21 protein-coding genes and 2 pseudogenes are annotated in these 24692 nt (G+C 41.7%); 18 read left to right on the forward strand and 5 right to left on the reverse strand.

Features of this window, described 5'->3' with window-relative positions; translation table 11 throughout:
- Positions 1 to 4: 4 nt before the first annotated feature.
- The 12 genes from NYR17_RS01135 to msrB all read left to right on the forward strand — a co-directional run bounded on the left by NYR17_RS01135 (position 5) and on the right by msrB (position 14801).
- A complete protein-coding gene (locus NYR17_RS01135) occupies positions 5 to 1465 on the forward strand; it encodes a UDP-N-acetylmuramoyl-L-alanyl-D-glutamate--2,6-diaminopimelate ligase (protein WP_302505863.1) in 1461 nt (486 codons plus the stop codon).
- A gap of 49 nt (positions 1466 to 1514) precedes the next feature.
- Complete coding sequence (mraY, locus tag NYR17_RS01140) at positions 1515 to 2756, forward strand: phospho-N-acetylmuramoyl-pentapeptide-transferase (RefSeq protein ID WP_302505864.1); 1242 nt, start codon at positions 1515 to 1517, stop codon at positions 2754 to 2756.
- Positions 2757 to 2833: 77 nt separating this feature from the next.
- The gene (gene murD, locus NYR17_RS01145; RefSeq protein WP_302505865.1) at positions 2834 to 4162 is read left to right on the forward strand and encodes a UDP-N-acetylmuramoyl-L-alanine--D-glutamate ligase; all 1329 of its coding nucleotides are present in this window, start codon (positions 2834 to 2836) and stop codon (positions 4160 to 4162) included.
- Between the two features lie 4 nt (positions 4163 to 4166).
- On the forward strand, positions 4167 to 5399 hold the full coding sequence (locus NYR17_RS01150) for an FtsW/RodA/SpoVE family cell cycle protein (RefSeq protein ID WP_302505866.1): 1233 nt from the start codon (positions 4167 to 4169) through the stop codon (positions 5397 to 5399).
- 24 nt (positions 5400 to 5423) lie between these two features.
- Positions 5424 to 6572 (forward strand): undecaprenyldiphospho-muramoylpentapeptide beta-N-acetylglucosaminyltransferase, encoded by a 1149-nt coding sequence (gene murG, locus NYR17_RS01155; protein ID WP_302505867.1) that lies wholly within the window; start codon positions 5424 to 5426, stop codon positions 6570 to 6572.
- Between the two features lie 12 nt (positions 6573 to 6584).
- Positions 6585 to 7955 carry a UDP-N-acetylmuramate--L-alanine ligase gene (gene murC, locus NYR17_RS01160; protein ID WP_302505868.1) on the forward strand — a complete coding sequence of 457 codons (1371 nt, stop codon included), beginning with the start codon at positions 6585 to 6587 and terminating at the stop codon, positions 7953 to 7955.
- A gap of 16 nt (positions 7956 to 7971) precedes the next feature.
- On the forward strand, positions 7972 to 8721 hold the full coding sequence (locus NYR17_RS01165) for a cell division protein FtsQ/DivIB (protein ID WP_302505869.1): 750 nt from the start codon (positions 7972 to 7974) through the stop codon (positions 8719 to 8721).
- Between the two features lie 13 nt (positions 8722 to 8734).
- The gene (gene ftsA / locus NYR17_RS01170; protein WP_302505870.1) at positions 8735 to 10081 is read left to right on the forward strand and encodes a cell division protein FtsA; all 1347 of its coding nucleotides are present in this window, start codon (positions 8735 to 8737) and stop codon (positions 10079 to 10081) included.
- 30 nt (positions 10082 to 10111) lie between these two features.
- Positions 10112 to 11947 carry a cell division protein FtsZ gene (ftsZ, locus tag NYR17_RS01175; RefSeq protein WP_302505871.1) on the forward strand — a complete coding sequence of 612 codons (1836 nt, stop codon included), beginning with the start codon at positions 10112 to 10114 and terminating at the stop codon, positions 11945 to 11947.
- 166 nt (positions 11948 to 12113) lie between these two features.
- The gene (locus tag NYR17_RS01180; RefSeq protein WP_302505872.1) at positions 12114 to 12524 is read left to right on the forward strand and encodes a BrxA/BrxB family bacilliredoxin; all 411 of its coding nucleotides are present in this window, start codon (positions 12114 to 12116) and stop codon (positions 12522 to 12524) included.
- Between the two features lie 165 nt (positions 12525 to 12689).
- On the forward strand, positions 12690 to 14210 hold the full coding sequence (locus NYR17_RS01185) for a GH3 auxin-responsive promoter family protein (protein WP_302505873.1): 1521 nt from the start codon (positions 12690 to 12692) through the stop codon (positions 14208 to 14210).
- Positions 14211 to 14348: 138 nt separating this feature from the next.
- A complete protein-coding gene (gene msrB, locus NYR17_RS01190; RefSeq protein WP_438826610.1) occupies positions 14349 to 14801 on the forward strand; it encodes a peptide-methionine (R)-S-oxide reductase MsrB in 453 nt (150 codons plus the stop codon).
- 138 nt (positions 14802 to 14939) lie between these two features.
- On the opposite strand, the gene NYR17_RS01195 is transcribed toward msrB, so the two are convergent.
- The 4 genes from NYR17_RS01195 to NYR17_RS01210 form a co-directional block, all read right to left on the reverse strand.
- Complete coding sequence (locus NYR17_RS01195; protein WP_302505875.1) at positions 14940 to 17309, reverse strand: TonB-dependent receptor; 2370 nt, start codon at positions 17307 to 17309, stop codon at positions 14940 to 14942.
- A 37-nt stretch (positions 17310 to 17346) separates the two neighbouring features.
- Complete coding sequence (locus NYR17_RS01200) at positions 17347 to 17739, reverse strand: heavy-metal-associated domain-containing protein (RefSeq protein WP_302505876.1); 393 nt, start codon at positions 17737 to 17739, stop codon at positions 17347 to 17349.
- A gap of 74 nt (positions 17740 to 17813) precedes the next feature.
- The gene (locus NYR17_RS01205) at positions 17814 to 18170 is read right to left on the reverse strand and encodes a hypothetical protein (RefSeq protein ID WP_302505877.1); all 357 of its coding nucleotides are present in this window, start codon (positions 18168 to 18170) and stop codon (positions 17814 to 17816) included.
- 27 nt (positions 18171 to 18197) lie between these two features.
- Positions 18198 to 18992 (reverse strand): GLPGLI family protein, encoded by a 795-nt coding sequence (locus NYR17_RS01210; RefSeq protein ID WP_302505878.1) that lies wholly within the window; start codon positions 18990 to 18992, stop codon positions 18198 to 18200.
- Positions 18993 to 19175: 183 nt separating this feature from the next.
- Between NYR17_RS01210 and NYR17_RS01215 the strand changes: the two genes are divergently transcribed.
- The 5 genes and pseudogenes from NYR17_RS01215 (at position 19176) to NYR17_RS01235 (ending at position 22212) form a co-directional block, all read left to right on the forward strand.
- Entirely contained in the window at positions 19176 to 19505 is a 330-nt protein-coding gene (locus NYR17_RS01215) for a HesB/IscA family protein (protein WP_302505879.1), read from the forward strand.
- Positions 19506 to 19548: 43 nt separating this feature from the next.
- Positions 19549 to 19827, forward strand: a complete 279-nt coding sequence (locus tag NYR17_RS01220) for a four helix bundle protein (RefSeq protein WP_302505880.1) — start codon at positions 19549 to 19551, stop codon at positions 19825 to 19827.
- A gap of 124 nt (positions 19828 to 19951) precedes the next feature.
- On the forward strand, positions 19952 to 21415 hold the full coding sequence (gene sufB, locus NYR17_RS01225) for a Fe-S cluster assembly protein SufB (protein WP_302505881.1): 1464 nt from the start codon (positions 19952 to 19954) through the stop codon (positions 21413 to 21415).
- A gap of 45 nt (positions 21416 to 21460) precedes the next feature.
- Positions 21461 to 21688 carry a hypothetical protein gene (locus NYR17_RS01230; protein ID WP_302505882.1) on the forward strand — a complete coding sequence of 76 codons (228 nt, stop codon included), beginning with the start codon at positions 21461 to 21463 and terminating at the stop codon, positions 21686 to 21688.
- Positions 21688 to 22212 (forward strand): annotated as a pseudogene (locus NYR17_RS01235) (substrate-binding domain-containing protein). The gene NYR17_RS01230 and the pseudogene NYR17_RS01235 overlap by 1 nt, the downstream one beginning before the upstream one ends.
- A gap of 99 nt (positions 22213 to 22311) precedes the next feature.
- Here NYR17_RS01235 and NYR17_RS01240 read toward each other — a convergent pair.
- Positions 22312 to 23043 (reverse strand): annotated as a pseudogene (locus NYR17_RS01240) (nitroreductase family protein).
- A 497-nt stretch (positions 23044 to 23540) separates the two neighbouring features.
- Between NYR17_RS01240 and NYR17_RS01245 the strand changes: the two are divergent.
- Entirely contained in the window at positions 23541 to 24248 is a 708-nt protein-coding gene (locus NYR17_RS01245) for a VIT1/CCC1 transporter family protein (protein WP_302505884.1), read from the forward strand.
- Positions 24249 to 24692 lie beyond the last annotated feature (444 nt).

The following is a 24692-nucleotide window of genomic DNA, read 5'->3' on the forward strand; positions in this document are numbered from 1 at the left end:
ATCAATGAAAATCAGTGATTTATTACAAAATATATCGGTTCTCAATACCATCGGAAATCTGGAGCAAGAGGTGTCAGCCTTAGCTATGGATAGCCGTAAGGTGGAGGCAGGCACGCTCTACATCGCGATGAGAGGCACGGTGGCTGATGGTCATCAGTTCATCACTTCTGCGATTGAAAAAGGCGCCACGGCTATCGTTTGCGAAGACCTCCCACAAGAGCTCACCGAGGGCGTGGTTTACATCCAAGTGAAGGATACCACCGAGGCTTCAGGGCTGTTGGCGGCTAATTTTTATGGACGCCCATCAGAGAAGTTGAAGCTCATCGGCGTTACAGGCACCAATGGGAAAACCACGGTGTCCACTTTATTGTTTGATGTTTTCCAGAAATTAGGCTATTCATCGGCGCTTATTTCTACGGTGGAATACCGCATCGGCACGGAGGTTTTCCCATCTACGCACACCACGCCAGATGTGATTACCCTCAACCAGATTTTAGCCAAGGCAGTCGCCAGCGGCTGCGAGTATGCCTTTATGGAAGTTTCTTCTCACGGCATTCACCAAGGGCGTATCCGTGGGCTTCGGTTTGCCGTTGCAGGATTTACCAACCTCACGCACGACCATTTGGATTATCACAAAACTTTCTTAGATTATCTGAATGCCAAAAAAGCATTTTTTGATGCCTTACCAAAGGAAGCCATTGCGATAACCAATATTGATGATAAAAATGGTAAGGTAATGCTCCAGAATACGCTTGCTCAAAAGAAAACCTACGCGATGAAAACCATAGCGGATTATCACGGCAAACTTTTGGAGGCAGATTTTAACGGAATGCTGTTGAACTTTAACGGAAAAGAATTTTGGACCACCCTCACAGGGAAGTTTAATATTTATAATCTGTTATTGGTTTTCGGTATAGCACAAGAATTGGGCTTTGATGCTGTGGAAATCCTTCAAGCTTTATCCCAACTTAAACGCGTGAATGGCAGGTTTGAAACCTTAAAATCAGATGGCGGTATTTTCTTCGTGGTAGATTATGCCCACACGCCAGACGCGTTGGAAAATACCTTAGATGCCATCAATGAAATCCGCACAAAAAACGAAAGGCTGATCACGGTATTTGGCTGTGGCGGCGATAGGGACAAAGACAAACGCCTTGCAATGGGCAAAATAGCCACGCGCAAATCTACCCTAGCGATTATCACATCGGATAACCCAAGGACGGAAGATCCACAACAGATTATTCGCGAAATAGAGGCTGGCGTGGAGCCGCAGTATTTTAGTAAATACACGGTGGTGCCAGATCGGAAAGAAGCCATAAAAATGGCGATTAAATTCGCGGAACCTAAAGATATTGTATTGGTGGCAGGAAAAGGGCACGAAACTTATCAAGACATCAATGGTGTAAAGCATCATTTTGATGATAAAGAGGTGATAAAAACCCTTTGCCAAGCGATGTCTAAGTAAAAAATAACGGAAACAAAATTATTGTTTTAAATTTAAAAAATAATAAAATATGCTATATTATTTGTATGAATATTTAATCGCCAATGGCATCCATGTTCCAGGGCTTAATTTGCTGAAATACATTTCGTTTCGGGCGGCTATGGCGGTGCTTTTGTCTTTGGTTATCGCTTTGATTTACGGAAAGAAAATCATCAATATTCTGAGAAGAAAACAGATGGGAGAGCTGGTGAGAGATTTAGGCTTAGAAGGACAAAAACAAAAGGAAGGTACTCCCACTATGGGCGGACTGATTATCATCATCGCGACGCTAATTCCAGTGCTGTTGTTTACCAAAATTGACAATATTTATATTATCCTCCTTATCGTTTCGGTGGTTTGGATGGGCGTTATCGGCTTTATTGATGATTACCTCAAAAAAATTAAGAAAAACAAAGATGGGCTGAGCGGAAAATTCAAGGTGATTGGGCAAGTAGGCTTAGGACTCATCGTGGGCGTGACCATGTATTTCCACCCCGATATTACCGTGAAAAGAAAATATGCCGATGCCAAGGTGGTCAATAGAAATAATGTAGAGCAAAACTTTATGCCAGAAGAAAAAATCCCTGTTTCCACCGTGCCTATGATTAAAAATAACGAGTTTGATTATAGTGGCATTCTCTTCTGGATGGATGAGCAAGAGGCGCATGAGTGGGCGTGGGTGGTGTTTATCCCTTTCGTGATATTCATCGTAACGGCGGTGTCCAATGGCGCGAATATCACCGATGGTATTGATGGATTGGCGGCAGGAACCAGCGCTGTCATTTTGCTGACTTTGGCATTTTTCGCGTATATTTCTGGGAATATCATTTTTGCGGATTACCTCAATATTATGTTCCTTCCAGATATGGGCGAGACCACCATTTTTGCCGTAGCAATGGTAGGTGCTGTCATCGGATTTTTCTGGTATAATACTTACCCCGCGCAAGTGTTTATGGGAGATACGGGCAGTTTGATGTTGGGCGGAGTGATTGCCGTTTTAGCCATCATCTTGCGGAAAGAATTGCTCATCCCTGTGCTTTGTGGTATTTTCTTGATAGAAAACATTTCCGTGATGCTGCAGGTGGCGGTTTTCAAATACCGAAAGAAAAAATACGGCTTAGAATATGCCCAAAATAATAGACTCTTCAAGATGTCGCCGCTACACCACCATTATCAGAAAAGTGGCTATCACGAGAGCAAAATTGTCAACAGAATGATTATCATTGGTGTGGTATTAGCGATTATCTGCCTTATTACGCTTAAGATTAGATAAAAATTCTTTTTAAATCATTAAAAATAGAAAAAAAGATGTGATGAGCATCTGATCATAAAAAACTGTTAGAAAAAAATATGAAAATCGTTGTATTAGGGGCTGGAGAAAGTGGTTTTGGCGCTGCCTACCTTGCTAAAAAGAAGGGGATGGAGGTCTTTGTTTCTGACAAAGGGCAGATTAAAGAGGAATACAAAACCCTACTCACGCAGCACGGTATTGAGTACGAAGAAGGTGGGCATGATGAAGCGCGCATCCTCAGTGCAGATTGGGTGATTAAATCCCCAGGAATTCCTAAAAAAGCGGATATTATTTTCAAAATCAACTTGAAGGGCATTCGGTTATCTTCGGAGATTGAGTTTGCCTCGGAGTTTACCAACGCGAAAATCATCGCGATTACGGGGAGTAACGGTAAAACCACCACCACCTCGCTCATCTATCATATCCTAAAAAATAACGGGATGAATGTGGGCATTGGTGGCAATATTGGAAAAAGCTTTGCCAAACAGGTGGCAGATGAAAATTTTGAGTACTATGTGCTGGAGGTGAGCTCTTTCCAATTAGATGATATTCAGAATTTTAGACCATATATTTCTTTACTTTTAAATTTGAGCCAAGACCATTTGGATCAATACAATTATAATTATGAAGAGTATGCATTAGCTAAGTTTAAAATTGCTGAAAATCAAGAGAATGATAATTTCTTCATTTATAATAAAGATGATGAAATGAGCCAGAAAATCCTCCAAGAGTTGGATTTACGGGTGAAAAAAGTACCCTTCTCCATTAAGGAAAAACTGGAAGAAGGTGGCTATGTGGAAGATGACCGCTTGGTGGTGAAGCTCCAAGATGAATTCACAATGAAGATTGAAGATTTAGCCCTCATCGGCAATCATAATGTAGCGAATAGTCTGGCGGCATCCATCGCAGGGAAGTTGTTGGACATTAAAAATGATGAAATCCGAAACTCGCTGATGACCTTCCAAGCAGTAGACCACCGTTTGCAAGAAATCGCGGTGAAAGAGGGCGTGCCTTACATCAATGATAGTAAAGCCACCAATGTGAATGCTACTTATTACGCACTGGAGAGTATGACCCAGCCGACCATTTGGATTGTAGGCGGCGTGGACAAAGGTAATGATTATACCGAGATAGAAGATTTAGTGAAACGGAAAGTGAAAGCCATCATCGCTATGGGATTGGATAACCAGAAGATTATTGACTTTTTCCGAGATAAAAAAGAACGAATTTACGACACCAGTAGTATGGCGGAGGCGGTAAAAATAGCGCATACCATTGCCCAAGAGGGAGATGCCGTGCTGCTCTCGCCGTGCTGTGCCAGCTTTGACCTTTTTAAAAACTACGAAGACCGTGGCGAACAATTTAAAAATGAGGTGCTAAAATATTAAACCTATGGAAGAGAATATCACCAAATACCATTTCTTTAAAGGCGATAGAATCCTGTGGATTGCGATTATCGCAATTTCGTTGTTTTCCATTTTGCCTGTTTATTCGGCGTCTTCCAATTTGGTTTATATCGTGAATAATGGAACCACTTCGGGGCACTTGATTAAGCATATTATCTTTATTATCGCAGGATTATTTCTGATGAGAGGGATGAGCATCTTCAAATATGAATACATCGGGAAACTGAGCATCATAGGGTTAATATGCTCTATCGTTCTACTTATTGTAACGATGTTTATGGGGCAAACCATAGAAGGTGCCAGCGCCTCTCGGTGGATTACCATTCCAGGGATTGGGCTTTCGTTCCAGCCCTCTTCTATTGCTTATTTAATGCTGATTATCTACCTCTGTTGGTACCTGACCAAAAGCGTAAATCGCGAGCGGTTACCTATTGAAAATATCATCTATGTCTTTGGTCCTATTTTGCTCGTTTTTGTCTTAGTAGCGAAGGACAATGGCTCCACAGCACTGATGATTTTAATGGTGTCCATAGCGGTGCTTATTTTAGGTGGTTTAGGCTGGAAGTATATTGTCGGTTTTATCTCCACCGCCGTTCTTGTGAGTGTGGTAGCGATTACTGTTTTGCTCAAAACCGATGTTGCCAAAGATACCAGAATCCACACTTGGGCGAGCCGTATAGAAGCTTTTACCAAATCTAAAGACCAACTTTCCGAGGAAGAAAAAGAAGTTTTAAAAACGAAAAACTACCAAGTGAACCAAGCCAAAGCCGCCATAGTTCACGGTAAATACACAGGAGTAGGACCAGGGAAGAGCGCACTTAAACAAAAGTTGCCACAGTCGGCATCAGATTTTATTTTTGCCATCATCATTGAGGAATATGGCATTGTGGGTACAATAGGACTTTTATTTTTGTACTCGGTGATTATCTTTAGAATCATCATCATCGCGAATAAAATGCCCGCCTTTTTTGGAACGCTCTTGGTGCTGAGTTTAGGAGTAATGTTTTTCTTACAACTCTCGGTAAATATTGCGGTGGCGCTTAACCTGATCCCCGTAACAGGGCAGCCACTCCCATTGATTAGTTACGGAGGAACCTCTATGTTGGTAACCTACGCTTTGTTGGGCATTATTCTCAATGTAAGCTCCAGAATCCAGATTTATGATGAAGAAGGCTTTGGCAGGCAACAAAGTATTGAGGAAATCAATGATATTGCATAGACTATTTTAAATTTTTAAACGAAGATGAACCATTTACATACCATAGAACAAGATGAACACTTTGCCCCTCGGGTGCTGATGAGCGGTGGAGGCACTGGTGGGCATATTTTCCCAGCCATAGCCATCGCTCAAGAAATTCAAAAACGCTATCCTAAGGCAGAGTTTCTTTTCATTGGTGCTTTGGGAAAAATGGAAATGGAGAAAATCCCACAAGCGGGGTTCAGAATAGAAGGATTGAATATCGCAGGCTTTGATAGGGGTAATCTATTGAAAAACTTTAACTTACCGTTTAAAGTGATCCAAAGTTTACGCAAAGCCAGACAAATCATCAAAGCCTTTAAGCCAGATTTTGCGGTGGGCACAGGTGGTTTTGCCAGTGGTCCAGCGCTGTTTGTCGCCTCTATGTTGGGCGTTCCTATTTTTGTGCAGGAGCAAAATTCTCTGCCTGGGAAAACCAATTTATTTTTAGCAAAAAGAGCGAAAGCCGTATTTACAGCCTACCCAGAAATGAACTCGTTTTTTGGGCAAACGCCTACTTATTTTTTAGGAAATCCCATCCGAGAGAATATAATAACGGATAAGATAGATGCACGCGAAGCCAAACAAAAATTGGGGCTTCATCCAGAGCAAATGGTGGTGCTTTCGGTGGGCGGCTCTTTGGGCTCTCGCACGCTTAATCAAGCTTGGGCAAAACATTTAGAAAGCTTGCAAGAAAAAGGTATCCAACTGATTTGGCAAACTGGAAAAACAGAAGGTCAAGCCATTAGAACGGCTCATCAGAAGTGGGCAGAGGAAGCTCAAACACCACTTTTGATTAAAGAATTTATCTCGGATATGGGCACGGCGTATGCGGCGGCAGATGTGATTGTCTCTCGTGCTGGCGCTATTGCCATTTCGGAGTTAGCGGTGGCGGCAAAGCCTGTACTTTTGGTACCTTTCCCTTTTGCTGCCGAAGATCATCAAACCAAAAATGCTCAAACTTTGGTAGATAGAAACGCTGCCAAAATGGTCAGAGATACCGAAATGGACGCCCGCTTTTGGGAAACTTTAACCACGCTAACGGATGATGAAGCTCTAAGACAGGAAATATCCAAAAATATTGCATTTTTTGCGAAGCCTAATGCAACTCAAGATATTGTAAATCAGATGATCACAATGATAAAAAAGCCTTAAAATCAAAGCGAAATGAACACCCTAAAACAATATACCACATTTTATTTCATCGGTATTGGCGGCATTGGTATGTCGGCATTAGCGCGGTATTTTCACTCCATAGGCAAACAAGTTTTAGGCTATGATAAAACCGAAACCAAACTGACCAAAACCCTACAATCCGAGGGGATTTCTATTCAGTTTGAAGATGAAATAACGCCAGAAATAACAGCGCTAAAACCAGAGACCACTTTGGTTATTTATACGCCTGCCATTAAGACTTTAGGGATTTTAGACCATTTTAAAAACCACCATTTTGAGGTTTTAAAACGCGCCCAAGTGTTGGGGCTGATTACCGCAGATACCCAGTGCATCGCTATTGCGGGCACGCACGGTAAAACTACGACTTCCAGCCTTGTGGCTCATCTTTGTCAGGAGGCAGGTTTGCCGTTTTCTGCATTTTTAGGCGGTATTTCGGAAAATTTTGGCTCTAATTTTTTCTATAACGGCAATGATTACACCGTGGTAGAAGCCGATGAGTACGATAGAAGTTTCCTGCATCTTTCCCCAGATTGGGCAATTATCACCTCCACGGATGCCGATCACTTGGACATCTACGGCGATAAAGCCACCATAGAACAAGGATTTAAAGATTTTGCTCATTTGGTACCTCATCTCCCTCAATTATTCGTGAGGAAAGGCATCAACATTGGTAGAAATGCCACTACCTACGCTGTGAATGAGAAAGCGGATTATTACGCCGATGGCTTAGAACTTCGTGGGGATCAGATGGCTTTTGATTTCCATACGCCAGAGGGCGAGGTGGCATCGTTTTCTTGGGATATTCCAGGGATTCATAATGTGGAAAATGCTACGGCGGCGCTGGCGGTACTCCACCGTATGGGCGTAGATTTGTCGGTACTTAAGGAGGCATTATCTCGTTTTAAAGGAATTAAAAGAAGGTACACCAAACACAATTTTGAAAACGGCAAAATCTATATTGATGACTATGCTCACCACCCAACGGAGCTCAATGCGGTTCTCGGTTCTATCCGAACTTTTTACCCAGAGAAGAAGTTGTTGGTGCTTTTCCAGCCGCATTTATTCAGCCGAACCAAAGATTTTGCGGATGATTTTGCGAAAAGCCTTGCCCAAGGTGATGCTTTGCTGTTGTTGGATATTTACCCTGCCAGAGAGCGCCAAGAGCATTTTGAAGGGATTAACTCGGCGTGGCTTTTAGATAAAATAGAGTTGGAGGATAAAGCGGAGGTATCGTTAGAAGAAACTTTGGAGGCGGTAAAAACCAAAGATTTTGATATCCTCCTTACGGTAGGCGCTGGGAATATTGATACTTTGTATGAGCCGTTGGTAGAATATATATCGGCATTGCCAAAATCACAATAAAAACCGACTTAGTGGAATGAAGAATAAATATAGAATATTAAAAATCATTGTTACCGTAGTTGTTTTAGGGTTTCTACTAAGTTTTTCTTTGAAAAGATTTAGCGAGACCAAAATGCCTGGCGTTGCACTCAATATGATGCAAGGCGAGCATCCTGTTTATTTTATTGATGAGCAAGACATTCAGCAAATGATTGCGCAATATAACCCTTCGCAGAAAATAGGAAGCATAGATATTCCGCGGTTGGAAAAACAAATTCGCAGCCTACCAGCCATAGACAGCGCGAATGTTTACCTTAGCCTCAATGGAATTCTGCATTTGGATATCATCCAGAGAACGCCTATTTTTAGACTTCAAAACGGAAAACAAGAGGTCTATATAGATGCGAAAGGCGTGGCGTTCCCGATGCAGAAGAACTACGCATACCCTTGTATGTTGGTTAGTGGCAATATCTCAAAAGAAGAATATCTCCCACTGATTCAGTTGGTTAATAAAATCAATAGAGATGAGTTCTGCCGAAAGTTTTTCATTGGCATCGTTAAAAAAGGTCAAAATTATCATCTCATTACCAACGAGGAGCATTACACCGTAGAGTTGGGCAGTTTAGAGAATATAGACTTTAAAATCCAAGGATTTAAAACCTTTGTAGAAAAATATTTGGTTTATCAAGAACCGCAGAAATATTCTAAAATATCATTAAAGTATAACAATCAGATTGTGACCACATTATCACGTCCGTATAAAACACAGCAAGAAGATAAAAAATAAAGACATAAGCAAAATGGAACATCAAGAATATTCAGTAGGATTAGACATCGGGACAACTAAAATTGTCGCTTTGGTAGGGCGTTATAATCAATTAGGAAAAATAGAAGTGATGGGCTTGGGCGTTGCCAAGAGCTTGGGCGTACAGAACGGAATTGTGAATAATGTATCCAGAACCATAGACTCCATTAAAAAGGCGGTAGAGCTTGCCGAAAAAAGCGCAAAAGTAACGATAAAAAAAGTAACGGTGGGGATTGCAGGAAAGCACATCCGCTCGCTACAGCATTCGGATTATATTATGAGGGAAAACCCTGATGAATACATCACCGAAAAAGATATAGAAGCGCTTAAAGAGCAAGTGAAAAAACTGGTGATGCTCCCTGGGGAACAGATCATCCATGTTTTGCCACAGGAATACAAGGTGGATTCCGAAGGGGATATTAAAGACCCAATTGGGATGCACGGCAAGCGTTTAGAAGCGAATTTCCATGTGGTGGTGGGGCGCATTAGCAATATTAAAAACATCGCCCGTTGTGTAAAAGAAGCTGGTTTAGAGATGGTAGGCTTAACGCTGGAGCCCTTAGCATCGGCGGAATCTGTGCTAACCAAGGATGAGAGAGAAGCGGGTGTTGCCATCGTAGATATTGGCGGAGGCACTACGGATATTGCCATTTTTAAAGACCATACCATCAAACACACTTGTGTGATTCCTTACGCAGGCGGTATCATTACCCATGATATTAAAGAAGGTTGCTCTATCCTTGAAAGAGATGCCGAGATTCTAAAAGTAAAATACGGCTCTGCATTGCCAGAAATGGAACAAGACAATGTGGTGATTGCCATAAAAGGGCTCGGTGGGCGTCCGAATAAAGAAATATCTCAAAAAGCCTTGGCACAGATTATCCACGCGCGGTTGGAGGAAATTTTAACCATGGTCAATAGTGAATTGATTACTTACGGCGTACAAGAACCGAAGAAAAAGCTCATCGCAGGGGTGGTGCTCACTGGCGGAGGCTCTAACCTAAAGCATTTGAGGCAGTTATTTAATTTTGAATTGGGGATAGAGAGCCGCATTGGCTTTGCTAATGAATACATTGCTAATGATAAAGAGCAAATTTTAAAAAACCCAAGTTTTGCCACCTCCATCGGACTTTTAATGGAAGGCTTGCGAAACAATGCCAACTTAGTAGAAGAGGAAGAAGAAAAACAGCAAGAAACCACGCAACAAACACAGCAAGAGCCCACAAGAGAAGAGGCCAAAGAGACAGTGCTTGAGCATAAAGAAAAAAGAACCGCTAAAAAAGAATCAATAGGACAAATCATCTTAAAAAAAATCAAAGAATTTTTGGATGATACAGAATAATTAAGTATTTTCGTTTTTTTAAATCAACCCATGGAAGAGAAAAATAATATAGGATTTGAATTAGATTTACCAAAAGGCAAGTCATCTATTATCAAAGTAATAGGCGTAGGCGGTGGCGGTAATAATGCCCTTAAGCATATGCACGAAAAAGGCATTCGTAATGTAGATTTCATCATTTGTAATACCGATGCCCAAACGCTGAATGAAAACCCTATCACAAACAAAGTAAGGCTGGGAACCACCATTACCGAAGGTTTAGGCGCAGGGGCAGATCCAGAGGTGGGCGAAAAAGCCGCCATAGAGAATATAGATGACATCAAAGCCGCCTTGGGGCAGAATACCAAAATGGTCTTCATTACCGCAGGAATGGGCGGTGGCACAGGGACTGGGGCAGCGCCTATCGTGGCTAAAGTGGCTAAAGAAATGGGGATCCTTACCGTGGCTATCGTTACCGTACCTTTCGCTTTTGAAGGCAAAAGGAGATTGGAGCAAGCCGCTAAAGGTTTAGAAAAATTAAGAGAAAATGTAGACTCTCTCATTGTTATCAATAATGATAAACTTCGTCAACAGTTTGGTAATCTGAGTTTTACACAAGCGTTTTCTAAAGCTGATGAGGTTCTAACCAACGCCGCCAAGGGGATGGCAGAAGTCATTACCGCACCTTTCTCTGTGAATATTGACTTTAGAGATGCGAAATCTGTACTGGAAAATTCAGGTACAGCGCTGATGTCCACAGGGGTTGCCACAGGAGAAAACAGAGCGGAAGAGGCGGTGAGAAAAGCTTTAGACTCGCCACTATTGAACGATAACAAAATCACAGGGGCTAAGAATGTGCTCTTATTGGTACTTAGTGGTAAAACACCTGACAATGTGGATAATACCAAACAAGAAGGCAAAGAAAATGAATTGTACGAAGCCACAATGGATGAGGTGGGACTCATCAGTGATTATGTACAAACGGAAGCTGGAGGGGATAACAGTGCCAATATTATTTTAGGTATCGGTATTGATGAAGAATTAGGAAACGCCATTAAAGTTTTGGTTATTGCCACGGGCTTTAATAAAGATAAACCCATTAACGATAATACCCCAAAGGAAAAGGTAAGGCGTTCCCTTGATGAAGAGCCTGCTCCAAAGCAAAATTCTAATGAGAAGCGTGAATCTCCATTTAAAAAAACAAAGGTATCATCAACTACTAACACGCAGAGTATCGATAGAGAGGAGGACGGATATTCACACTCTTTTACTACAAGTAACTCTATTTCAACCCCAATTGAAGGCACGCTACAAACTCAAAAAATAGAGGTTTTAACCGAAATTTCAACTTCTGATGAGTTCCAAGAGGATGAGGGAGATAGCGCATCAGACTTAGGTTTTTCATCTTATGGAGATGATGATTTTTTCTCAGATGAGATGAGTGTAACTTTTAATTATGAAGAGCAGTCACACCAGTATGAGGTGCAGGATAATGACGAAGAATTCCGGTATGATGAAGAAGTAGCGATGGAGATCAGAGAGGTTTCTAAAGAAGTTACCAGCGCTACACCAGTGACAGAAGAGCCTAAAGAGGACATCGCTTCAACTTCTTTTCCTACAGAGGAACAGAATTTATTTAGCATTATCGAGAAGCCAAGCGAAAGTACTAAAGTACAGGAGCGCAAAAATAAATTGAAAGAATTTAATTCTCGCTATTATCAAAAAAACGAGGGAGAAAAGTCTTTTGAGAATATTCCAGCTTTCAGAAGAAAAAACCTGAATATAGAGGACATCAACTCTTCCGAACAGCACATAGACCAGTTTATGACCAACCATAATGGCAAAATAGAATTGCGAGAAAATCGTTACCTCAATAAAGATGTAGATTAGTTTGAATAATTGAAATGAAAAAACACTCTAAAATAGCTTAGAGTGTTTTTTTTGACATAATGGCACATATTTTTTTTGGAACGATTTTGATGCTTAAGTCCTCGCAGAATAAGATAAAAAATGTAATTTTGTAGTCAATCTTTTTAAAAACTTAAATTATAATATTATGTATCCACAAGAATTAGTGATGCCGATGAAGGCAGAATTAACAGATAATGGTTTCCAAGACCTTACAACACCAGAAGCCGTTAATGAGGCTCTTAAAAAAGAAGGAACCACCCTATTGATGGTCAACTCCGTGTGCGGTTGTGCAGCTGGAGCAGCAAGACCAGGCGTTCTTTATTCCCTAACTGGCGATAAAAAACCAGACCATTTGGTAACGGTATTCGCAGGTTTTGATATTGATGCCGTGGCGGAAGCCAGAAAACACTTAGCGCCATTCCCTCCTTCTTCGCCTTGCGTGGCTTTATTTAAAGACGGCGAGCTGGTTCATATGGTAGAAAGACACCATATAGAGGGCAACCCTGCGGGCGCTATTGCGGCTAACCTCCAAGCGGCATATGAGGAATATTGCTAAACCACTGATTGATAATAAATAAAATCATACACCACCCTCGCAGAATATTAAAACAACTTGCGGGGGTGGTTTTTTATCGATTTGATGAAATTTTATAATTTTTTAGACTAAAATACTGTTGAGGCCCCGCTATTAAATCCTATTTTTTTCTTATCTTTGCTTGGTATGGCTACAAAAATGCTTTTTAATACGGTAGTTAATTGGTTTATCAAACAGCGGATAGACCAAATACAGAACTTTATTAAATACCCCATAGAAACCCAAAAAGGACTGTTGTTTTCTCAGTTGTTTTCCGCAGAAGAAACCCTCTATGGGAAGCGATGCGGCTTCAAGGATATTGCCACCTACCAAGATTTTTGTAACCAAGTGCCCATTGTGACTTATGAAGCGTTTGAGCCATATATAGAGCGCGCACGCCGTGGCGAAAAGGACATCATATGGAAAGGAACGATTAGAAAATTTGCCAAATCTTCGGGAACCACTAATGCGAAGAGTAAATTTATCCCAATTTCCGATGAAAGTTTAGAAAACTGCCACTTTAAGGCAGGCAAAGATTTGATTTCTATCTATGCCAATAACCATCCAGAAAATACTTTGTTTCAGTATAAAAACTTGCGATTGGGCGGCAGTTCAGAGCTTTACGAAGATTTTAACACCAAGTTTGGAGACCTCTCCGCCATTCTGATTGAAAATCTACCATTTTGGGTAGAAATGACCACTACGCCGAGCAAAAAAACCTCCCTAATGTCCGAATGGGAAACCAAACTGAAAGCTATCGTTTCGGAGGTGGTTAAAGAAGATGTGGGCAGTTTAACGGGCGTTCCCAGCTGGATGATGGTGCTTCTACAGCGGATTTTAAAAGAAACAAAACATAAAACTATCGCGGAGCTTTGGCCTAATTTGGAAGTCTTTTTTCACGGTGGCATCAGTTTTAAGCCTTACCGAGAGGAATATAAAAATCTCATCGGAAAAGAGATCAATTATTACGAAATTTATAACGCCTCAGAAGGCTTTTTTGGAATTCAAGACCGCTCCGATAGCGATGAAATGCTCTTGATGCTGGATTATGGAATATTCTATGAATTTATTCCAATGGATCGTTTCAATCAAAATCAATTGGAAGCTATTCCACTGGAAGAGGTAGAGGTAGGGAAAAATTATGCTGTGGTCATCACGACCAATGGTGGGCTTTGGCGCTATTTGATTGGGGATACCGTTCGTTTTACGAGCACTAACCCTTACCGCATTAAAATTTCTGGGCGAACCAAACACCACATTAACGCTTTTGGTGAGGAGTTGATGATTGACAATGCGGAAATGGCACTCGCAAAAGCCTGCGAAGCCACGGGTGCCAAAATAACGGATTACACAGCGGCTCCAGTTTTTATGAAAGAAGGCGAAAGCGGTGCCCACGAATGGATAATAGAATTTCTCTGTCCGCCAGCGGATTTGTCGCAGTTCACGCATTTGTTAGATGAACACCTCAAAGCCATCAACTCTGATTATGAAGCCAAGCGCTATAATGATATGACGCTTAAAACCCCCGTAATCCACCAAGCGAAACCTCAGTTGTTTTATAACTGGTTGGCAAGCCGAGGTAAGTTGGGGGGACAGAATAAAGTGCCACGCCTCAGCAATAGCCGAGAATATATAGAGCCGCTTTTGGCGATGAACCAAGAACCTTAAAGAGCTTCTAAATCCAGCAAATCAACCAATTTTTAATGAATAAATATGGATTATAATCCAATGCAAATCAAGATGAGTCTAATGGCAGTAGTTTTAGGACTCGTTTTACAACAATGCACCTCTAAAAATAACACAGATATGAAACCTTTAGAAAACTCTAAAACCAACCCTTATTATTCTACAACGGACAATAATAATCTCAGTGTGAGTAACGAAGAATGGAAAGCCGTGCTCTCGCCAGAGCTTTATGCAATAGCTCGTGAAGCCGCTACAGAGCGACCATTCACAGGGGTGTATAATGATTTTGATCAAAAAGGTGACTATTATTGTGCAGTTTGCGGCAATCATTTATTCAAGTCAGATGCTAAGTTTGCCTCCACTTGTGGATGGCCGAGCTTCTTTGAAGCCGACAAAAATGGCGTGAAATACAAGCGAGATTCTTCCCACGGTATGGAGCGTATAGAAGTGGTTTGCAAACGCTGCGATTCCCACTTGGGGCATGTGTTTAACGATGGTCCACCACCTACGGGCGTACGCTATTGTATGAACTCCATCAGTCTTAAATTTGAACCCGAAAAAGAGCAAAAATAAAGAATTAAAATCGCCCATAGTGCCTTTGCTTTGGGCGGTTTTGTTTATCAACATTTTTAAAGAAAGAAAAACTTAAAATAAAAAACTCTCGGTCAAGCGCAACACTTGACCGAGAGTGAATTAAACTAAAAAATTAAATTAAAAACTGATATCTACCCCAGCATAGACATTCGCGTTCATAATAGGAGTATAGACCATACCGCCATCAAAGTAGTTGCCAAAAGGGTTTTCAGCATCTATAATCGGTTGTGGCTGGTGGTAAGAAGTCAGATTTTCGGCACCTAAATAAATGCGGACTTTCTCGTTGAGGTGTCTGGCAATTTGGGCATTGAGCAACGCATACGGCTTGGAATAAGAAGGCAATTGAAAAGCCTCAGGATTTTGCTGAGTGAATGGCAATCGCTGTTTTCCAATGTATTGCAGCGTAGCATCAAAATTCCAATAACCGCCTTTTTCGTTCTTCGTGGTAGAATAGCTGGCGTTAAAAAAGCCTCTATGCTTGGCTACAAACGGAATTTTGCGCCTTCCGCTTTCATAATCAGCCCAAACATCATAGTATTTATAAGCCAACCGAAGTTCTAAGTTTTGGATAGGGCTCCAGTCCAATTGGGTTTGTAGTGCATTGGCTTTAGATTTTCCATCTAAATTATAAAAAATAATTTTGTGGGTAGAAGCATCTAAATCCGTGAGCACTTGGCTGCTAAAATCGGTTCTAAAAATATCCGTTACCCACGATACCTTTCTACCGAAAAGTTTAAACTCTTGCTGAAGGCTGGCGCCATAATTCCACGCGATTTCTGGCTTTAAACCATAGATTTTGCCATCGTTGGCTTTAATTTCTATACTTCTATTAGAGGCAAAATAGCGCTGACTTTCTGCAAAAATATTAGCCGTTCTAAAGCCACGCCCAGCACTCAACCTAAGCACGGTTTTGGGCGTAAGGTCGTATTTAAAATTTAACCTTGGCGAAACTTGTGTGCCTGCCAGATTATGAAAATCGGAGCGAAGCCCTGCCACAAGTGTCCAGTTTTCGCCCGTAGTGGTGTATTCGGCAAAAATGCCAGGCACCGTTTCCGTGCGACTAAAATTTTCGGTGAGGTAGGTTTCATCATAATGATCGTAGAGGAAACTCGCGCCCACTTTATATTTATGATTGGTATTGCCGATGATGCTTTCAAAAATCAAATTGGAATAAAAAGAAGTTTCTTTTCCTAAATAATTTCGTTTTCCGAAGAAGCTATCTTGCTGATGATAAGTGAATTGGTTCATCCAGCCAAGGCTTTGATAAGGGCGGTTGGGGAAGACAAAACCCGTTTTGTTCCACAGCTGTACTCTACCAATATTGATGCCCACACCATAAAGCGATTGCTCGCTCTGAGGGCGTTGCCAGTCGTAGCCTTTTTGCCCTGCTTTCCTTTCATCTCTAAGGAAATTGATACCAAAATGACTGCCCCAACCTGTGTGTTCTAAATCGCTATAATTGAGGAGATAAGTGGCGTTCAGCTGATGACCTTTGGGCTGGTCTAAGAAGCCATCTTTATTTTGATCCATTTCCGTAAAAGTGCCATTGGCGTGGAGCAATAGACTTTGGTTCCAATGGTGGGAAAGTAGCGTGGTATTGGTTACATTGAGCTCCGTTCTGCCATTGCCATCGGCAAAAATATTGAGGGTAGACTCTGGTTTTTTGTTCAGTTTTACCAACTCGGTGTTGATTTGCCCTGTAATACTTTCGTAGCCGTTAACCACAGTGCTACCACCTTTGGTCAGTTGTATGCCGCCAATCCATCTCCCAGGGATAAAGTTGAGCCCATAGGCAGTTGCTAAACCACGAATTTCAGGCAATAATTCCTTGGTGAGGGCGGTGTATTTTTGGTCTAAACCGAGCATTCGGAGTTGCTTGGTGCCCGTAACGGCATTGCTAAACGAAACATCTACGGTTGCATTGGTTTCAAAACTTTCGGAAAGGTTACAGCAAGCGGCTTTAAGAAGTTCCTTGCTGCTGATATTAAAGGTTAATCCGACCTCTTTTTTGCGGAGCGCTGTGGCTTCTTTTAGTTTGGTCAAGGTAATCCGCTCTATATTTTTTTCATCTTTCTTATCTTTTTGATGTTGATGTGCGGGGTGGTTTTGATGCTCTATTTTGATGCTATCTTCTTTAAGATTTTTCTCAAAATCAGAAGGTTTTCTGGTATAAAGACAGCACTCGGGCAGTTGCTCGTACGCCTCTTTTGGGGCGGTGAATAGGGCATTGTCGTATCCAGCCTCCGCTACAGCTTTTAAGACTTGCTGTTCGGTAACAGGCGCCTCGGTTTCAAAGGTTAACAATTGGGTTTCCATATCCCAATGGGCGGTTTTTGCCCCTGCGTTTTTGGCAGTTTTTTCGATGCGTTCTTGGCACTCTCCACAATCTCCATTTACAAAAACAGTATGCGGTGTGCTTTGTCCAAAAGACCACCCATAAACCAACAGCAAGGCAAAAACCCATAGGTTTCTGACAGTATTTTTCATAACGAAAAGGTTTAAAATCGGTTAAAAAATGATGATGTTATTGGACTTCGCAGGTTTGTCCTTTGTGTGTGACTTCCTCGTGTTTGCCTTCTGGGCGCTTGTACTGGCAGCATTGATGGAGTTTGCCATAGGCGACATCTCCCGCTCTATACAATTCATTGTCATAGCCCGCATCTGCCACTTTTTTCAAAATGGCTTTTCGGTTGGTTTTTTGAGTGTCGTAGGTAAAAGTAAGGATTTTGGTATTTTTATCCCAAGTGGCAGCTACTACATCTGGTTGATTGATAGCTTTTTCAATTGTTTTTTTGCACATTCCGCAGTTGCCATAAACTTTTGCGGTTTCAGTTTTAGCATTGCTGATTTGCGCTGAAAATAAGGTGGTTCCCATACTGAATAGGAAAACCAAGGTATATTTAAAAAGATTTTTCATTTTTTATAAGTGTTAATTTAAGATAAAACTGAATGATAAGACCCATTCTGAATGGCGTCTATTTTTATTTTAAATTAACTGATTTTAGGCGGTTGCCAAATCTCTTTTAGCGGGTTAGGCGGTAAAAAATGAAGGTAAAAATCTACCACCATATGGTTGGCAATTTCCTTTTTTTCTTTAGCGATGAAATCTTTTTCAGTTTGTACAATGCCCATAGAAACCACAGGTGCGTGGCAGGTGGCACAGTCTGAACTGCAATGCTCTTGTTGAGGCGTGTGCTTCTCTTTTTTATGCGATGAACAACAGTCGGTTTTGGTTGTTTTTATGGTGCAACAATCGGTGGCAGAAAATAGCATAGCAACATTAGATTTAGGGTAAATAAAGAAGCCTAAACCGATCATCATAAGCCAGATGGATATTTTCTTTGCCATTTTGATGCTACAAATGTATAAAATATTTTATAATTCTATAGGGTTGTTTTCCTTTTTCATATTTTCTTTGAAGGTTTCTTCCACTTTTTTTCTTGCGGCACCATCGTTAATTTGTATTCTCGCTCTCCCAGAGTTGTTGATGAAAGAAAGTGGATTTTCCTTATAGCGTTGTTCTTGTTTCAGATAGTCTTTTTTCTCAATTTCTATGGCAGGGCGCCGCGAGGAAAATACCGCAGGAGCTTCCACCTTTTTGCTTTCTTTTAGGTCAAAACTATAATCGCCTTTATCATCTTCCACTTTTACGATCAGTCCTGGAAGTCCGTAGAATTTATAGGGTCCATCAGGCAGAGGAATATCCATCGTAAACCACGCGTACCAAAGTCTTCCGCCATATTGTGTTTTCGCTTTTTGAACGGTATATTCTCCAATTTTGGAGGTTTCTGGCAACACCTCCCAAGTCATCGGTTGGGTTTCTTTGTAAAGATATTCATCAGCGCCCAATCGGTTTTTAAAGGTGACCAAAGCTTGCGGGTAGTCTTTGGATACCACATAATTAACCTTGGTGCGGTAGTTTTCCATACTACTTCTATCAAAATTGAAATTTTTAGTTTCTCGCATTTTGGTCATCACCGAATCTCTTTGAAATCTCTTCTCCGAGTAGAAAATAGAGTGCTGCCCTGTAATATCTAACACCACATTTTCGGTTACGGTTTGCTCTCGGTTGGTGGTGTCTGGCTTCATTCTTAGCTCATAAATAAAGCGCGTGGTTTGTGCGGCACAAAATTGAAATCCTAATATTAAAATTAAAATGGAGGCTCTCATTGATAGAAATATTTTAAAAGTTGACGATATTTAGATGCGAGCAAAGATATAAAGTTAAATACAATCGTTAAAATTTTTATCAATGGTAGAGATTGTTAAAATAAAAAAATGATGTTTGTCAGTCCATAAATTAGTTTGTATTTTTGCCGTTGAAAAAAATCATTCTAAATAAATTTAAATATTGTGATAAAAGTATCAGACCAAGCCAAAAATAAAGCCATGCAACTGATGACGGAAGATGGGTTTAATCCCGAGCAAGATTTCATCCGTGTGGGCGTGAAAAGTGGCGGCTGCAGTGGGCTGGAGTATGTCTTGAAATTTGACAACCAACAGAACGATGCCGACCAAGTTTTTGAAGACAATGGCGTAAAAATTGTGGTGGATAAAAAATCTATCCTCTACTTAGCGGGTACCACTTTGGAATATTCTGGCGGACTCAACGGCAAGGGCTTTGTCTTCAACAACCCAAATGCCCAAAGAACCTGCGGCTGCGGCGAGAGTTTTTCGCTGTAGAGAGAGATTAAAAGATTTAATGATTTAAAAATTCAAAAATATAGTGACCAAATCTTTTGAGGAATTTCAAGTCTACCAATTAGCGATGCAACTCACTAAGAAGGTCTTTGATTTGCTGAAAGATCAAACTTTTGATAAAGAGTATGAATTTAAAAATCAGATGAAAAGAGCCGTGCTGTCCATCAGTAATAACATTGCCGAAGGCGCAGAGTATAATAATAATTTACAGTTTATTCGATTTCTGAAATACGCCAAAGGGAGTTGTGCAGAAGTCAGAAATATGTTGCATTTAGCCCACTATATTTTTGGGATAAATACATGAAATTTAATACAAGATAGCAAAAATATATCCGTACAATTATCTAAATTCATTGATTATCTGAGGCTAAATTATTGCAAATAATCATTTTAATCTTTGAATTATTTAATTTTTTAATAAAAAAATAATGAGTAAGTATACAGAGGACCATCTTAGGAAAGATTTAGAAAATAAAGAATACGAAGCCGGTTTTTATACCGATATTGAATATGAGGATTTTCCGGTGGGGCTTAATGAGGACATTATCCGAGCTATTTCGGCGAAGAAAGAGGAACCCGAGTGGATGACACAATGGCGCTTGGAGTCCTTTCGGATTTGGCAAAAAATGGAAGAACCCGATTGGGCAAATGTGGAGTACGAAAAGCCTGATTTTCAGGCGATAAGATATTACGCAGCACCCAAGAAAAAACCGCAACTCGCCAGCTTGGACGAGGTAGACCCAGAACTATTGGAAACTTTCAAAAAATTGGGCATCTCGTTGGAGGAGCAAAAACGCTTAACAGGCGTGGTAGAGAGCAATGTAGCGATTGATGTGGTGATGGATTCCGTGTCGGTAAAGACCACTTTTCAGGAGACTTTGGCGGAGAAGGGCATCATCTTTTGCTCCATTTCCGAAGCCATTCAAAAATACCCTGATTTGGTGAAAAAATACATCGGGTCGGTGGTGCCGAGAGCCGATAATTTCTATGCAGCGCTCAATTCTGCCGTGTTTTCCGATGGCTCGTTTTGCTACATTCCGAAGGGCGTGCGTTGTCCGATGGAATTGTCCACATATTTCCGTATCAATCAGGCAGGTACGGGGCAGTTTGAACGAACTTTGGTCATTGCCGATGAGGGTAGCTATGTGTCTTATTTAGAGGGATGTACGGCGCCATCGAGAGATGAGAACCAACTTCACGCCGCTGTGGTGGAGCTCATCGCATTGGACAATGCCGAAATCAAATATTCTACCGTACAAAACTGGTTTCCAGGAGATAAGGACGGCAAGGGTGGCGTTTATAACTTCGTGACCAAGCGTGGATTGTGCGAGAAAAACGCCAAAATTTCGTGGACGCAGGTGGAAACAGGTTCTGCCGTTACTTGGAAATATCCGAGTTGCATCCTCAAAGGCGACCATTCCATCGGCGAGTTTTACTCCATCGCTGTAACCAACAACCACCAATGGGCGGACACGGGCACGAAGATGATTCACATTGGTAAAAACACCAAATCCACCATTATTTCCAAGGGGATTTCGGCAGGAAAATCCAACAATTCGTACCGAGGGCTGGTGAAGGTAATGCCTTCTGCCAAAGGAGCGAGGAACTTTTCGCAATGCGATTCTTTGCTGATGGGCAACGAGTGCGGTGCGCATACTTTCCCATATATAGAAGTGAAAAATCCATCGGCACAGATAGAACACGAAGCCACCACGAGCAAAATCGGCGAAGATCAGATTTTCTATTGCAACCAGCGCGGCATCGATACGGAAAAAGCTATCGCATTGATTGTCAATGGATTTAGCAAAGAAGTTTTGAACAAGTTGCCGATGGAATTTGCCATAGAAGCCCAAAAACTGTTAGAAATCAGCTTGGAGGGGAGCGTGGGGTAAGTTGTTGTAAAGTTGTAAATATCAATCAATTAAAAACTAAAAACGATGAAATTCCGATTATTCCTTGCGATGCTCCTTTGCCTCTGCCAAACTCTGTTGTGGGCACAAAATGATACGCTCTATGTCTACGGACCTGGTGCCCCTTATCCGCCGATACAAGAGGCGGCGAAGCGGTTTTCGCAACAGCACCAAGTGCCTGTAAAAGTGATCAAAGGACCGTTTGGAAAGTGGAAAAATGCCGCCACCTCATTTATAGCGGCTCGGAATTTATGATGACCAACTTTATTCAAGATTTGGGTATCATTGATGAAGCGACAGTTTATCCGCTCTATTTGAGGGAGTTAGGACTGATTGTGCGAAAGGGTAATCCCAAAAATATCCGCAATTTTGAAGATTTGCTCCAGCCCAATACTAAAATTATGGTCGTGAATGGAGCAGGGCTCACGGGAACTTGGGAAGACTTGGTGATGCGTTATTCGGTTGATATTAAGAAACTTAGGTTGTTTAGAAAAAATATCGTGATGTTTGCTATCAATAGCGGTGCGGCGGCTCAGACGTGGAAAAACAGTCCAGAGATTGAGGTTTGGCTTTCGTGGAATATTTGGCAAAAACAAAACGAAACCACCGCTGATTTTGTATAGCTCCCAAGGGACAAACGCCTCTACCGAGATTGTGGTATCGCCCTTACCCAATATGCTCTACAATACCCTAAGGCTCAACAATTTTATGAATTTCTAAAAACTCCCGAAGTTCAAAAAACCTTTACCCAATGGGGCTGGATAGCGCATGAGGAGTAGGGGAGTATTTTTGAAAGAAACAAGGTCATTTTAGTTTGGTTAAAAATGGTTTTTTGGTAATATAAAATTCCTCAAAATATTAAAAATGAGATCATTATATTACTGATGAAAATGGTAATTTTCCTCAAAAGGCACTCGGTAGCGGTCGCCGTGAATACCTTGTGTGCTGCGAATACCACAGTTGACTACCATATTGATTTCGCTCCCTCGTGGTAGGCGGAGAATTTTCTTAAGTCTGAGGCTGCCAAACCCTTCAATGGGGCAGGTGTCATAGCCTTGTTCCGCCATTGCGAGCATAAAAGTTTGAGCCACCAAACCGCAGGATTTATGCACAACCATATACGCATATCTGTTTCGGAAACTTGGCGTACCATAGGCTGAAAAATCCCGATGAGTTAGGAAATCAAAACCCGCACCCAACCGAGTATTCCAAAGAAACGAGCGTATAAAAAAGGGATGACTTTTTGATAATAATCTTGCTTTTCTTTAAAGCGTTTTGCCACTCGCTCCGGCGGACTATTCCGCTGAATATTGTCTTTTTCAAACGCCATAATCTGTCGGATACGCTTTCGATAGAGGTCTTGTCGTGTTACAAAAACCACGATTTGCTGTGCTGTTTTCGTTGTATTTTGGTTTAAACAAGCGTGAGAAATCCGTTGTAAAAGTTCAGGATTGGCGATATGATGGGCTTCCCAAAGCTGCATATTGGAGCTGGTAGGTGCTAATTGGGTTAATCGCAATGCGTTTTTTAACCCTTTCTGTATCAATTGATTGTGAGGTATTGTGTCCACGAACGGCTCTGCGGTGCTGAAGGATTTTCTCTAAATTCATCTTCGTGTTTTTAATGAGGTAAAGGTAACAAAAGTTTTTAAAGTCCGTGTGGTTTTTAGGTTAATAAAGTTAAGACAGGCAGCACCTGCGAGCTATGATTCATTTTTGCAATTTATCATTAAAATCGCCTGCGGGTGCTACCCTTCCAATCCTCCGAAAGGAGAAGAATTGTGTGTGAAGTTGTAAATAATTCCCCTCTTTTTTTAAAGAGGGGTGCCCGTAGGGCGGGGTGTTTGTCCAAAGGTATTGACTTCGCTAAGTTCGCAAGTTCGTGTCAAAAAACGCTATCGGAGACTCTCCGCTACCCCGCCTTTCAGGCACCCCTCCGAAGGAGGGGAATTTACATCGGAATCCCTCTTTGGAGGAGGCAGAGGGAGGTAAAATCTTTCAATCTTTGAATCATTAAAAAATCGCCTACGGGTGCTCCCCGCAATTTTTAAATATTTTCCCTACCTTTACCCCCCCCCCCCCACTAAACCCATCAACGAACAAATATTATGAAAGCGACAAATATAGATAACTATTTAGACAACCACTACATCCATCGGAGCAATTGGCTTCGGGCAGCGGTTTTGGGAGCGAATGACGGCATCATTTCCGTATCCAGTTTGGCGATAGGGATAGCGGCAGCCAGCGATGCGCGACATCCTATTGTATTGGCGACGGTGGCAGGATTGGTGGCAGGTGCCCTGTCTATGGCGGCTGGCGAGTATGTGTCGGTAAGTTCCCAAACGGACACCGAAAAAGCGGACATCGAGCGCGAGGCACAAGAACTCCGTGACCAACCCGAAGTAGAGCTACAAATTTTAGCCGAAATTTACCAACAACGAGGCTTGAAAAAAGAAACCGCCTGGCAAGTTGCCCAAGAACTCACCGCCCACGATGCTCTTGCTGCCCACACCCGCGACGAGTTGGGCATCACCGAAATCTCTCAAGCCAATCCCATCCAAGCCGCATTGGCATCTGGAGCGTCGTTTTTGGTCGGTGGTGTGTTGCCTGTTTTAGTCACGCTCTTGGCACCGGTCTCGCAAATGGAATATTTCCTCTACGGTTTCACCCTCGTATTTTTACTGATTTTAGGCGCTATTTCAGCCAAAACCGGCGGTTCCAGTATGCTCAAAGCCGCCATTCGCATCACGATTTGGGGTACCTTAGCGATGGGTATTTCCGCCTTAGTAGGCTATGCTTTTGGCGTAAGCGTGTAGCAAGCGAATACCTATTTTTAAATTTAAAAATTTAAATTATTTAATGATTATATGATTCAAAGATTGGCTCTGCCCAATCCGCCTTTTTGGGGGGGGGGAGGGGGAGGTATCGCAAGCTTGTGTCAAAAATCGCTTGTGGAGGCTCTTTGATTCCCCTCCTCTGGAGGGGTGCCTGCAAGGCGGGGTGGGTTTCACAAATCAACGACTTCACGAATCATTAAATCATTAAATCTTTGAATTTTAGAATCTGAAATCTGAAATTCCTTCGGATAAACACCCCGTCACTTCGTGCCACCCCTCTTTAAAAAAAGAGGGGAATTGTTCACAACTTTACAACTTCACAAATCTTTCAATCTTTCAACCCTTTAATCCTTGAATATCTTAACTCTCTCCATCACTTCCTATTGATGTTGTTTCTGGTGCTGTCTACTTCTACGTCGCTTT

This window comes from Riemerella columbina (genome assembly GCF_030517065.1).
Lineage (GTDB): Bacteria > Bacteroidota > Bacteroidia > Flavobacteriales > Weeksellaceae > Riemerella > Riemerella columbina_A.